This window comes from Halorhabdus sp. CUG00001 (genome assembly GCF_009797925.1).
Taxonomy (GTDB): Archaea; Halobacteriota; Halobacteria; order Halobacteriales; family Haloarculaceae; genus Halorhabdus.
In genome coordinates this window covers 582,650-594,843 of record NZ_VOLB01000001.1, presented here as the reverse complement: position 1 = coordinate 594,843, position 12,194 = coordinate 582,650, and the positions used below count along the sequence as shown (strand labels likewise).

Sequence of the window (12,194 nt, the reverse complement as noted above, 5' to 3'; positions counted from 1 at the left end):
ATTGTGTCGACCGGGCGAAAATAGGTTTCGAACCGCCGCGTCCGTGACAGCACCGGGGCACAGCCAAACAGTGACGGTTAAGGCACACTCGGCGCAATCGTACGCCGTGACCGACCGGAGCGAGGCGACAACTGTCCTCATCGTCGAAGACGAACAGCACCTGGCAGACCTATACGCGGAGTATCTCACCGATCAATACGACGTTCGGACAGCCTACGGTGGCCAGCAAGCGATCGACACACTCGATGCGACAGTCGATGTGGTCCTCCTCGATCGTCGGATGCCCGTCGTCTCGGGGAACGAAGTACTGGCAACTATCGAACAGCGCGGACTGGACGTCCAGGTGGCGATGGTGACGGCTGTCGATCCCGACTTCGACATCATCGACTTGGGTGTCGACGATTACGTCGTCAAGCCAGTCAGTAAGGGCACTCTTCGTGACATCGTCGACCGCCTGGAGACGATTTCACAATACAACGAGCAGCGCCGCAAGCTCACAGCCAAGACGCTCAAACGGAACGTCCTCGAAGTGGAGAAGACACGCCCCGAACTGGCAGACAGCGAACGGTTTTCTGAGCTCGAAGACGAAATCGAACGGATTGAAGCTGACGTCGAAGAACTCGCCGAGTCACTCGAAGACCGCCAGGTTACGCGGGGCAGTTGATCGCCCCGCCGTTTCAGGAATCCTTGCGCTCGACAACGTCGCCAAGCGTGTATTCGCCGACATCTGAGCCGCTATCCCAGTCAGTGTCACTCTCATCACCGCTCTCAGTCAGCGTGATATCGAGCGCGTGTTCGAGTTTTCCCTGAACGTCGTCGCTGGGCAGGTGATCACCGTGTTCGAGCTTCCGGATGAGACTCGCTTTCTCGTTGAGCTGGTCGGCAAGGTCGCTCTGGCTGAGTCCAGCTGATTCGCGGGCAGACCGGATACGATCGTCGAAGTCTTGGACGAGCTCGTCCATCTCGTCGAACATATCCTGTCGACGGCCGCCGCTGGATTGACTCGACGAACTCGACGTTGCCGAGCCGCCAGAGTCCGAGGCGCTCGAACTCGAAGAACTTCCCGTCGAGTACTTCGTCGACGCCGACCCCGAGTCCGCAGTCGTGACTTCAGTCCCGAAGTCAGTACACTCATCACAGACGTCCAGTTCCGCACCCTCCACTTTGATCGTGTTAGGCGACTGGGTCTCCGCCCCGCACATCTCACACTGTACCATGTGGTCCCCTTGCCTTCGCCGGGGCATAAATCGTACGCCTACCTGGGTGGCGAGGGGATTCCAGCGAAAGTGACACACTCGACCCATCGAGTGCCCGCGGATCCTGCCGGTTTCCGTATCCTCATGGCAATTTAGGACTGAAGCTGAGCAATGTCACAGTCGATGAATAAGTCGCCACTCGACCAGTTTACCACCTCGCTGGGAGAGATCGAGGCCGACTGGACGACGACCGGCCCAGACAGCCTCGAATCGACACTTACGGGACGTATCGAGTCGCCAGCAGTCGGCGTCGACATGTCGATCGACGGCGCGACACTCCCGGAGGTTGTCGAAACTGAGCCGGATCCGGAGACGATCCGAACGGCCGCGACCGGGATCACTCCGGCGAGCCTCGCTATTGCCGAGTACGGCAGCGTCGTCCTCGAATCCGATCCCGACGGCTCCGAGCTGCTGAGTCTCTTTTCGGGAACGCACATCGTCGTCCTCGAGCAGTCGGATATCGTTGGATCGATGGCCGACGCCTTCGGGGAGCTCGGCCCGCGGTTGCGTGAGGATCGCGGCGACGCCATCGTGGCGACGGGAGCCAGCGCAACGTCTGATATGGGTGCACTCGTCCGTGGCGTCCACGGGCCGAAAGATGTCCACGTCGTCATCGTCGAATCATGAGCGGGAAAACCTCGAAACGTGCCAAAGCGGCCAAAATCCGCGACGTCCTCGACACTGAGGGTGCCGCCATCGAGTCAAACACCCAGGGGTTCAACGACGGTCGCTACGAGTCCGTCGCCGACTTAGAGAATTACGAGGCCCTGAAAGACGAGGCACGCACGATCAAGGAAGACGCCATCGAGCGACTACCCGAGTTGATCGACGAACTCACGGCCACAATCGAGGAAAACGGCGGCACAGTCTATCTGGCCGACGACGCCGCAGACGCAAACGCGCACATCGAATCGCTCCTCGACGACGCAGACGCCGACAACGTGGCAAAGAGCAAGTCGATGACGACCGAGGAACTCGGCGTCAACGAACACCTCGAACGCGCTGGTGTCGACGTCGTCGAAACCGACCTGGGCGAGTGGGTGTTGCAGGTGGCCGAGGAGGCCCCGTCCCACCTCGTCGCCCCCGCGATCCACAAGTCACGGGCGGAAATCGCTGAACTGTTCGAGGACCACTTCGACCCCGACGTCCCCTTGGAGACGGCCGAGGACCTCACGAACTTCGCCCGCGAGCAACTGGCCGATCAGATCGCCGCCGCCGACGTCGGCATGACGGGTGCGAACTTCCTGACGGCCGACTCGGGGACGATGGCGCTCGTGACCAGCGAAGGCAACGCTCGCAAGACCGTCGCCAGCGCGGATACCCACATCGCGGTCGCAGGTGTCGAGAAGATACTCCCCAGCGTCGAGGACCTCCAGCCGTTCGTCGAGTTGATCGGACGCTCTGGAACCGGCCAGGACATCACGTCCTACATTTCGCTGTTGACACCGCCCATCGACGCACCCACCTTCGACGGCGACCACTTGGGCGATCCAGACGACCGGGAGTTCCACCTCGTCCTCGTCGACAACGGCCGCATGGCGATGCGCGAGGACGACGACCTCCGGGAGACGCTGTACTGCATCCGGTGTTCGGCGTGTGCGAACTCGTGTGCGAACTTCCAACAGGTCGGCGGCCACGCTTTCGGCGGGGAGACCTACACTGGCGGGATCGCCACCGGTTGGGAGGCCGGCATCGGCGGCGAGGAGGCTGCCGACGAGTTCAACGACCTCTGTACCGGCTGCAGTCGCTGTACCGAGGCGTGTCCCGTCAAAATCGATATCCCGTGGATCAACACCGTCGTCCGAGATCGACTCAACCGTGGGGATGATCCGGGCGCGTTCGATCACCTCGTCACCGGATTGACGCCAGACGAGGAGCCGGCGGGCCTGGACCTCCAGAAGCGTTTCTTCGGGAACTTCGCGACCGTCGCAAAACTCGGCAGCGCGTTCACACCGGTGTCGAACTGGGCCGCCGCGGCCCCGCCATCCCGGTGGATCGCTGAGAAACTGCTCGGGGTCGATCGCCGCCGTGAGATGCCGACATTCACGCGCGGGACCCTCCGCAAGTGGGCCAAGGGCCGAGAGTCACCGGCAGATCCCGAACGGGAAGTCGTCTTGCTTGCAGACACCTACACCAACTACATGCACGTCGAGCGGGGTAAGGCCGCGATCCGGACGCTCGAAGCCCTCGACGTGGACGTCCACGTCGCAGACGTGACCGAAAGCGGCCGGGCAGCCCTCTCTCAGGGGATGGTCGAGACGGCTCGTGACCACGCCGAAGATGTGGCCGACGCCCTGGAGCCCCACCTCGACGCTGGGCGAGACGTCGTCATGGTTGAGCCGTCCGACCTCGCGATGCTCCGGGACGATTACCGCCGGCTGCTCCCCGAGGAAACGTTCGATCGTCTCTCGACGAACAGTTACGAGATCTTGGAGTACGTCTATGGCCTCCTCGAAAACGGGGCCGACATCGATGCCCTGGCCGACGGCGAGGGCGAAGAAATCGCGTACCACAGCCACTGCCAGCAACGAACCCTCGGGTTGGCGGCCCACACTGAAGCGATCCTCGACGAAGTGGGCTACGACATGGTGACCTCGGAGGTCGAGTGCTGTGGGATGGCCGGCTCCTTTGGCTTCAAACAGCAGTATTACGACGTCAGCATGGCCGTCGGCGACGACCTGGCCGAGCAGTTTACGACCCCCGAGACCGCGGATCGTCGGGTCGTGGCAAGCGGAACCTCCTGTCACGATCAACTGACCGATCTACTCGACCGACCGGCAACTCACCCGGTCGAGTTGGTCGCACCCGAGAACTAACGGTCACGGCCCATTGTTTCGTGGCACGTCGCCAAGGCCTTCGAACTGTCTGAGAGGACTCAATCCAGATTCCGAAGCGAGCTGACGAGTCGCTGGATCGCCGTGAAATGGCCGACGACGGCAAAGAAGACCAGCAACCAGCCGATCACGGTGAGGCCCCGGATCGGCTCGGTGTAGACGAACACGGCAACACCGGCGACACCGGTCAAGGCGAGTCGGTCGGCCCGGCCGAGGAGTCCGCCATAGACCCGATCCAGCCCGACTGCCTGGGCCTGAGTGCCCAGATAGGAAGTCATCAACACGCCCGTGATCGCCGCAACGCCGAGGTCCCAGCGGTCGATACCGCCGGCGAGTCCGACGAGCAACAGTAGGTCGGCATAGCGATCGAAGACGTGATCGAGGAGATCACCCGCCGCCGATTCGGTCCCCAGTTCCCGCGCGATCGCGCCGTCGAGCAGGTCGAGGAGGCCGTTGAGAAACACGAGGAACGCACCCGCAAGATACCAGACCGGCGTCGATGGACCGATCGAGAACGCGCCGGCCGCCCCACCGGCGACGAGCAACGCCAGCACGCTAACGCTGTTTGGCGTCAGCCCGAGTCGGACACTTGCCGTCACGAACGGCTCCAGGAGTCGATCCGTCAGTGGCCGCAGTCGATCGAGTGTCATAGGTAGTCGATATACGAGACTGCTCCGGCCCCAGGTTCGCGTTCGCCTTCGAGGACGGCTTCGATCTCCGTGGCGACTGCCTCGGGCGAGCGGTCCGTGGTCTCGATCTCGTAGACGGACTCCTCGCCGTGTTCCTCGATGGCCTCGACGAGGATGACGTCCAGGGCCTCGCTCTCGGCGTTTTCCTGTGCGCTGGCTTCGCTTTCGCCACGGTCGTCCAGGCGCTGTTCGATTGTCTCTGGGTGACAGCGAAGCACGACGACACGATCGACTGAGAGGTGGTGGGCGAGGTGAGACTCGACGAGATCGTCGTCGCGGCCATCGAACCACTCTCTGATGGCATCGAGATCGGCGATCGTGGAGTCACGTTCGTCGTCGGTACCCTGTGAAAGTCCCTCCTGTGTGATGACCTCGTTGAGGTGAACGACGTCGAAGTCTGACTCCAGGTGTTCGGTGGCGCTCGTTTTGCCAGTGCCGGGCGTTCCGGTCACCGCGACTCTCACGATTCGAGCACCTCGTTGATGGTCTCGACAGCCGTCTTCGTTTCCTCGCGGGTCCCGCAGGTGATCCGGACGTGTTCGGGCAAGCCGAAGCTCGAACAGTCCCGGATGATCACGCCGTTCTCTTTGCTCGCCTGGGCGAGGCGTGTCGCGTCACCGACCGCCGCGAGGACGAAGTTCCCGCCGCTTTCGTAGGTTTTGGCCGCGAGATTGTCGTGATAGTACTCTCGACTCCACTCGACGAGCTCGCGGATCTGCTGGACGTGCCCCTCGTCGTCCAGTGCGGCCAGTCCGGCCCGGCACGCGATCTCACTCGCCGAAAAGGGCGTGTTGATTCGATCGTAGGCGTCGGCCCACTCCACGGGTGTGATCGCGTAGCCGAGTCGGAGCCCCGCGAGACCGTATGCTTTCGAGAAGGTTCGGATGATAGCCACGTCGTCACGATCATCGAGCAACCGAACGGCACTCGGTCGGTCGGCGAACTCGTTGTAGGCCTCGTCGACGACCACGAGCGTCTCCTCGTCGGTCCGTTCGGCAATCGCCTCGATCTCGTCGAGGGAGACCTGCGATCCGGTGGGGTTGTGTGGACTCGTCAAGTAGACCATTCGCTCGCCATCGTAGCCATCGAGGACGCGATCGGGAGATTGGCTGAAGCCGTCGGCCTCCTCCAAGGGATAGGTGTGGATCTCACCGTGGTGGTACCGGACGCTCATCGAGTGATAGGTAAAGTCCGGGTCGGGGACCAGCGCGGCCTGGCCGGGCTCGAGCAGTGCGCGAGCCAGCGCATCCATCGCGCCGTCGCCGCCGTTTGCCGGCCAGATCTGGGCCGGTTCGACGCCCCAGCGCTCGGCGAGCCGGTCGACGAGATCGGCCCGAGAGGCTTTCGGATAGGCGTGAATCCGTTCGGCGTGCTCGCGGATCGCCGCGACGGCATCCGGACTCGGGCCGATGGCGTTCTCGTTCGAGGAGAGTTTGATCAGATCGTCGGGATCGACGCCGAGTTCGCGGGCAGTCTCTTCGATCCCGCGCCCGGCACGATAGACAGTGTGGGCCGAGAGGTCCCGTGGGTTCATACCCGAAGGGTGGGAGGCGGGTACTCTTAAGCGTGCATACCTGTCGCTACGGGGCTTCGAATCGAGAAAACAGACCCCACTCAGGCGAACGTCTTCGAGACTTCGTCGTCTTCCTCTTCGGCCTGGATCTTCTCCCAGGCGTCGACGAAGTCGGCTTCGGTGACCTCGGTACGGTCGTCGCGGATGGCCAACATCCCTGCCTCGGTACAGATCGCCTTGACGTCGGCCCCGCTGGCTTCGGTCGCTTCTTCGGCCAGGCGAGCGAAGTCGACGTCTTCGGCGAGGTTCATCTCGCGGGTGTGGATCTCGAAGATCTGCTCGCGACCCTGGATTTCCGGTTTTGGCACTTCGATGAGACGGTCGAAGCGACCGGGCCGGAGGATGGCGCGATCGAGCATGTCGAAGCGATTGGTGGCGGCGATGATGCGGATCTCCCCGCGGTCGTCAAAGCCATCCATCTCGCTGAGGAGTTGCATCATCGTCCGCTGGACTTCGGCGTCTCCGGAGGTCTTCGAGTCCGTTCGCTTCGAGGCGATGGCGTCGATCTCGTCGATGAAGATGACCGCGGGTTCGTGCTGGCGGGCGAGTTCGAACAGATCACGGACGAGCTTCGCGCCCTCGCCGATGAATTTGTGGACCAGTTCCGAGCCGGCCATCTTGATGAAGGTAGCGTCGGTCTCGTTGGCGACTGCTTTGGCCAGCATCGTCTTCCCGGTTCCCGGCGGGCCGTGCAAGAGAACGCCACTGGGCGGATCGATCCCGACCTCGTCGAACATTCCCGGATTCTTCAGGGGCATCTCGACGGTCTCGCGGACCTCCGACACCTGGTCGTCGAGGCCACCGATATCCTGGTAGGTCACCTGCGGGCTCTGATCGACCTGCATCACGCGAGCACGGACGTCCGTCTCGTCGTCTAAGGTTTTGACGATCGACAAGGAGTTGTTGACCGCGACGCGTTCGTCGGGTTCGATCTCCTCGCGCATCTCGTCGGTGACCTCGGTGAGGGCTTCCTGATTGTTACCGTGCTGTTTGATGATGACGCCCTCCTCGGTCAGCTCTTGGACCGTCGCCACGAACAGCGGCGACTGCTTGAGTTTCTTGTTCTCGTGGGTGAGCCGTTCGAGTTTCTGCTGGTACTTGTTGTTCTCGGCGTTGGCGTCCAGCAATTTGTCTCGCATCTCCTCGTTTTGGTCTTCGAGGATTTCGAGCTGTTCTTCGAGCGCTTCCAGTTTCTCTTGCTGGGACGCGTCTTCGTCGTACGGTTGCTCGACGTCGTCCACCGTATCCGTCATTGAACCCGCCTAAGGGATCTGCCAGTAAGAGGCTTCGGGTCACGACGAAAACTCGCCCAATCCGGCAGTTGAGGCAAATCCTGACCGCTCTCCAGCCAGGCCGACGAGGCGAGACGGTGGACCGAGAGATAACTTTGAGTTATTAATAGGAATAGAAAATATTATTACCCCGTATGCGTTACGACGGGATACGATGAGCGTCACGGACTCACCACAGGTCGAGCCAGCACAGGAGCCCGGCTGGGAAGCCGTCGAAGAGTTGCCACCGAGTGCGAAACTCGTTGCCAAGTCGCTGGAATACAACGACAGTCTCACACAGAGCCAACTCGCCGACGAGACGCTGCTGCCGGCACGGACGGTCCGGTACGCGCTGAACCGGCTCGAAGACGTCGGCGTCGTCGACTCGCGGTTCTCGTTTGCCGACGCCCGCAAGCGCGTCTACACGTTGTCGATCGAGTGATCGCGAGCTACCCGATCACGTTCACCGCGCTCGCGGAACGACTTTAGGATCCGGTCGCGTAGCCGCCGGCAATGACGCAGGTGATACACACCGGCGACACCCACCTGGGCTATCGGCAATATCATTCCGCCCAGCGCCAGTCTGACTTCTTGGATGGGTTTGACAACGTCGTGACCGACGCCATCGAGGCGGACGTCGACGCAGTCGTGCACGCCGGCGATCTGTTTCACGACCGTCGCCCCAGGCTGCAAGACATCATGGGGGCGATGTCGATCCTTCGTGAGCTTGCAGAGGCTGCAATTCCGTTCTTGGCCGTCGTCGGCAACCACGAAGGCAAACGCGACGCCCAGTGGCTCGATCTGTTCGAGTCACTCGATCTGGCGACACGACTGGACGAGACACCGACCGTGATCGGCGATACCGCCTTCTACGGCCTGGACTTCGTTGGGCGTGCCCAGCGAGACGCCTACGAATACGACTTCGAACCTCACGACGCTGCTCACGCTGGGCTCGTCTCACACGGTCTGTTCGAACCGTTCGAGCACGGCGACTGGGACGCCCGCGAAATTCTCAGTGAGTCTGATGTGACCTTCGACGCCATGCTACTCGGTGACGATCACACCCCGGCAAAGCGCGAGGTCGAGGGCACCTGGCTCACCTACTGTGGCTCGACCGAGCGGGCGAGTGCGGACGAACGCGAGGCACGGGGATACAACATCGTCACCTTCGAAGACGAGGTGGACATCCGGCGACGCTCGATCGAGACTCGCGAGTTCGTCTTCGTCGACGTCGAACTCGCCGAAGGAGAAGGCCCAACACGAGTGCGCGAACGAGTCGGCCAGCACGATCTTACCGAGGCGGTCGTCATCGTCACGATCGAAGGGGCGGGCGAGCCAGTGCCCCCAGCAAGGATCGAGGAGTTCGCCCGCGATCGCGGGGCCCTGATCGCCCGCGTCAACGATCGCCGCGAGATCGACGAGGAATCCGCCTACGAGGTGAGTTTCGCCGATCCCGACGACGCGGTTCACGAGCGTATCCAGCAACTCGGCCTCAGCCCCGCCGCCCAGGAACTCGACGAAGTTGTCCGGGCGAGCAAGGTTGCCGACTCGAACGTCGACGATTCCGTCGAGGATCGCGTTCGCGAACTGGTCGCCGAGGCCGACGAGGACGCCTTCGAACCAGCCCCGCCCGAGACTGATTCGGACGAGCAACAGACAGACGACTCCCCGGACGACAACGACGAGAGTGAGGCCGACGCATCAGACGTGGCCGACGAGAGCGCCGTCGACGCAGCTGGCGTGGCTACGGAAGATTCCGAGACGCACCCTCACGAGGAAGCCGACGACGCTGAAGTAAGCGACGAGTCGTCCGGCACTGACGAGGACGACACCGATGGGGAACAGCCCCAGCCGGAGGCAGACGGCGAGGATCAGGCCACGATGGGGGAGTACCTATGAGGTTCGAGCGGATCCATCTGGAGAACTTCAAGTGCTACGCCGACGCCGATCTGCGACTGGATCGCGGCGTGACGGTCATTCACGGCGTCAACGGCAGCGGAAAGTCATCGTTGCTCGAAGCCGCCTTTTTCGCCCTGTACGGGGCGCGAGCGCTCGACCGGACGCTCGAAGACCTGGTGACGATCGGGGCCGAAGAAGCGACGATCGAGCTGTGGTTCGCCCACGGCGGCGAGTCCTACCACATCAAGCGACGCCTCCGGGTTCGGGACGATCGGGCGACGACAGTCGAATGTGTCCTCGACGAACCTGACGGGACGGTCGAAGGTGCACGCGACGTCCGCGAGCGGGTCGCGACGCTGTTGCGGATGGATCACGCCGCGTTCGTCAACTGTGCGTACGTCCGTCAGGGCGAGGTCAACAAGCTCATCAACGCGACGCCGAGGGAACGCCAGGACATGATCGACGACCTCCTCCAGTTGGGTCGTCTGGAAGAGTACCGCCAACGGGCCAGTGACGCGCGCGTCGGGGTCGGCCGCGTCCTGCAGGACAAGGACGGCTCGCTCTCACAGCTTGCAGAACAAATCGACGAAAAGGAAGCCAAAGACCTCCACGAGCAGCTCAACGCCACCGAGACGGACCTTACGTTCGTCAGCGAGGAACTCGAAAACTACGAACAGCAACGCGAAACTGCAAGGGAGACACTCGCTGACGCCGAATCGGTCTTAGAGGAAGGCGAACAGCGACGCGAGGACCTCCAGGACGTCACAGCCGAGATCGACGACCTGACCGAGACAGTCGAAACGACAGCATCGAAACGCGAGCAGCTACAGACGGAGATCCGCGAGCACCGCGAGCGCCGCGATGAGTTACAGGAAACCATCGAAGCCGCGGTCGAGGCGACGGAACTGGCTGGGGATGCCGACCGCGAGACGCTGGAAAATCATCGCGAAGCACTGCGATCACAGGACGAGGACCTCCGCGACGACATCGAGAGTCACAGACTCGCTGCCCAACGCCACCGCGACGAGGCCGAATCACACCGCGAAGAAGCCGACGAGTGCGAGACGCGGGCCGCCGAGCAACGCGAACGCGCCGACGAACTCGAATCCGACCTCGAAGACACACGGGAGGATCTGGCCGACCGACGCGAGACACTTTCGGACATCGACGACCAGATCGCTGCGATCGAGGTGACGTTCGAGGACGCGCCGGTCGCCCGCGGCGAGGCAGATACGTTCCGCAAAGAGGTCCAGGCGAACCTAGACGACATCGACGACGACCTCATGTCGGTTCGTGCAGAAATCGAGCGCCTGGAAGCGACGATTGAGGAGGCAGAAGAACTGCTTGAGGCTGGCAAGTGCCCGGAATGTGGCCAGTCAATCGAGGGCGCGCCGCGTGTCGACACCCTCGAAGACGATCGCGAGCGACGCCAAGAGCTGCAATCCGAACGCGAAGCCCTCGAAGACGAGCGGGCGACGCTCGAAGACGAGCTCGAACGCGCCAACGAGCTCCACGATCGGGAGAGCGAGTACGACCGCCTCAACGAGAAACGGGAGACACTCGCCGAATTGATCGGCGATCGGGAGACGACGATCGAGGAAACGAACGAGCGAATCGAGACGCTTCGGGACGAAGCCGCCCAACTGGACGAACAGGCCGAAAAACAGCGTGAACAGGCCGAGGAGGCAACAGCTGCCGCCGAGCAAGCCCGGCAAGCGATCGCGGAGTGCAACGAGCGCCGCGCGGCGCTGTCGGATCGGATCGACACCATCGAGGAGATTTTGGAGTGGCTGGACGAACGCGACGACGTCGAGGACGCGATCGAGCAACGACGGGAGCGACGCGAGCAACTGGCCGAGATGAACGACGAGCGACGCGAGCGACTGACGGCGCTCCGGGAGCGACGCGCCGAACTCGAAGCAGCGATCGACGAGGAGCGCCTCGAAGAAGCCCGGGAAGACAAGGACCGAGCGGAGACGTATCTCGAAGAAGTCAGCGAGGAAATCGAGCGCCTCGAAAGCCGCCGCGACGACCTGCAGGCAAAGAAGGGTGCCATCGAAAACGAGATCGAGGAGTTACAGTCACTCAGGGACCGTCGCGAGGACCTCGCCGCGACGGTCGACCGGCTCGACACCCTCTACGAGGAGGCCGAGCAGCTACAGGAGATGTACGGCCAACTCCGGGCGGACCTCCGGCAGCGAAACGTCGAAACGTTAGAGCGGATGCTCAACGACACGTTCGATCTCGTTTACCGGAACGACTCCTACGCTCGGATCGAGCTCGACGAAGACTACCACCTGACGATCTACCAGAAAGACGGACAGGCCCTCGATCCCGAACAGCTCTCGGGCGGGGAGCGAGCACTGTTCAACCTGAGTCTCCGGGCCGCGATCTATCGGCTCTTAGCCGAAGGGATCGAGGGGACGGCACCGACCCCGCCACTAATTCTTGACGAGCCGACCGTCTTCCTGGACTCGGGGCACGTCTCACAACTGCTCGAACTCGTCGCGTACATGCGCGAGGAAATCGGTGTCGAACAGATCGTCGTCGTCAGCCACGACGAGGAACTCGTGGATGCGGCCGACGACCTCGTCCACGTCAGCAAGGACGCCACGACCAACCGCTCGACTGTGAGCCGCCGCGAGGCGACTGCCCTGCCGATGGATTGATTG

At 62.6% G+C, this 12,194-nt stretch carries 11 protein-coding genes; 6 read left to right on the top strand and 5 right to left on the bottom strand.

The genetic code is table 11. The features are described 5' to 3' along the window. Positions 1-106 precede the first annotated feature (106 nt). Positions 107-664: a response regulator transcription factor gene (locus tag FR699_RS02955; protein ID WP_158853901.1), complete on the top strand. Its 558-nt coding sequence runs from the start codon at positions 107-109 to the stop codon at positions 662-664. Between the two features lie 13 nt (positions 665-677). Here the strand turns inward: FR699_RS02955 and FR699_RS02950 are convergent, their stop codons facing one another. Beyond that, positions 678-1,217: a multiprotein bridging factor aMBF1 gene (locus FR699_RS02950; RefSeq protein WP_158853898.1), complete on the bottom strand. Its 540-nt coding sequence runs from the start codon at positions 1,215-1,217 to the stop codon at positions 678-680. Between the two features lie 162 nt (positions 1,218-1,379). Between FR699_RS02950 and FR699_RS02945 the strand changes: the two genes are divergently transcribed. Beyond that, the gene (locus tag FR699_RS02945; RefSeq protein WP_154553205.1) at positions 1,380-1,883 is read left to right on the top strand and encodes an LUD domain-containing protein; all 504 of its coding nucleotides are present in this window, start codon (positions 1,380-1,382) and stop codon (positions 1,881-1,883) included. Then, entirely contained in the window at positions 1,880-4,072 is a 2,193-nt protein-coding gene (locus FR699_RS02940) for an LUD domain-containing protein (RefSeq protein WP_158853895.1), read from the top strand. The genes FR699_RS02945 and FR699_RS02940 overlap by 4 nt, the downstream gene beginning before the upstream one ends. Before the next feature lie 59 nt (positions 4,073-4,131). On the opposite strand, the gene FR699_RS02935 is transcribed toward FR699_RS02940, so the two are convergent. The 4 genes from FR699_RS02935 to FR699_RS02920 form a co-directional block, all read right to left on the bottom strand. After that, positions 4,132-4,740 (bottom strand): CDP-alcohol phosphatidyltransferase family protein, encoded by a 609-nt coding sequence (locus FR699_RS02935; protein ID WP_154551860.1) that lies wholly within the window; start codon positions 4,738-4,740, stop codon positions 4,132-4,134. After that, a complete protein-coding gene (locus FR699_RS02930) occupies positions 4,737-5,243 on the bottom strand; it encodes an adenylate kinase family protein (RefSeq protein ID WP_154551861.1) in 507 nt (168 codons plus the stop codon). The genes FR699_RS02935 and FR699_RS02930 overlap by 4 nt, the downstream gene beginning before the upstream one ends. Next, positions 5,240-6,313, bottom strand: coding sequence for a histidinol-phosphate transaminase (gene hisC / locus FR699_RS02925; protein WP_154551862.1), 1,074 nt, complete (start codon positions 6,311-6,313; stop codon positions 5,240-5,242). The genes FR699_RS02930 and hisC overlap by 4 nt, the downstream gene beginning before the upstream one ends. Before the next feature lie 80 nt (positions 6,314-6,393). Next, positions 6,394-7,605: a proteasome-activating nucleotidase gene (locus tag FR699_RS02920; RefSeq protein ID WP_158853892.1), complete on the bottom strand. Its 1,212-nt coding sequence runs from the start codon at positions 7,603-7,605 to the stop codon at positions 6,394-6,396. A 193-nt stretch (positions 7,606-7,798) separates the two neighbouring features. Here FR699_RS02920 and FR699_RS02915 point away from each other — a divergent pair, with 193 nt between their 5' ends. The 3 genes from FR699_RS02915 (at position 7,799) to rad50 (ending at position 12,191) form a co-directional block, all read left to right on the top strand. Beyond that, a complete protein-coding gene (locus tag FR699_RS02915) occupies positions 7,799-8,065 on the top strand; it encodes a helix-turn-helix domain-containing protein (RefSeq protein WP_154551864.1) in 267 nt (88 codons plus the stop codon). 71 nt (positions 8,066-8,136) lie between these two features. Then, positions 8,137-9,522 (top strand): DNA double-strand break repair protein Mre11, encoded by a 1,386-nt coding sequence (mre11, locus tag FR699_RS02910; protein ID WP_158853890.1) that lies wholly within the window; start codon positions 8,137-8,139, stop codon positions 9,520-9,522. Further along, positions 9,519-12,191, top strand: coding sequence for a DNA double-strand break repair ATPase Rad50 (gene rad50 / locus FR699_RS02905; RefSeq protein ID WP_158853887.1), 2,673 nt, complete (start codon positions 9,519-9,521; stop codon positions 12,189-12,191). The genes mre11 and rad50 overlap by 4 nt, the downstream gene beginning before the upstream one ends. Positions 12,192-12,194 lie beyond the last annotated feature (3 nt).

Excerpts from the sequence above, each read along its gene's own strand:
- FR699_RS02950 (WP_158853898.1), bottom strand. The coding sequence starts at position 1,217 with ATGGTACAGTGTGAGATGTGCGGGGCGGAGACCCAGTCGCCTAACACG.
- FR699_RS02945 (WP_154553205.1), top strand. The coding sequence starts at position 1,380 with ATGAATAAGTCGCCACTCGACCAGTTTACCACCTCGCTGGGAGAGATC.
- FR699_RS02940 (WP_158853895.1), top strand. The coding sequence starts at position 1,880 with ATGAGCGGGAAAACCTCGAAACGTGCCAAAGCGGCCAAAATCCGCGAC.
- FR699_RS02935 (WP_154551860.1), bottom strand. The coding sequence starts at position 4,740 with ATGACACTCGATCGACTGCGGCCACTGACGGATCGACTCCTGGAGCCG.
- hisC (WP_154551862.1), bottom strand. The coding sequence starts at position 6,313 with ATGAACCCACGGGACCTCTCGGCCCACACTGTCTATCGTGCCGGGCGC.
- FR699_RS02920 (WP_158853892.1), bottom strand. The coding sequence starts at position 7,605 with ATGACGGATACGGTGGACGACGTCGAGCAACCGTACGACGAAGACGCG.
- FR699_RS02915 (WP_154551864.1), top strand. The coding sequence starts at position 7,799 with ATGAGCGTCACGGACTCACCACAGGTCGAGCCAGCACAGGAGCCCGGC.
- mre11 (WP_158853890.1), top strand. The coding sequence starts at position 8,137 with ATGACGCAGGTGATACACACCGGCGACACCCACCTGGGCTATCGGCAA.
- rad50 (WP_158853887.1), top strand. The coding sequence starts at position 9,519 with ATGAGGTTCGAGCGGATCCATCTGGAGAACTTCAAGTGCTACGCCGAC.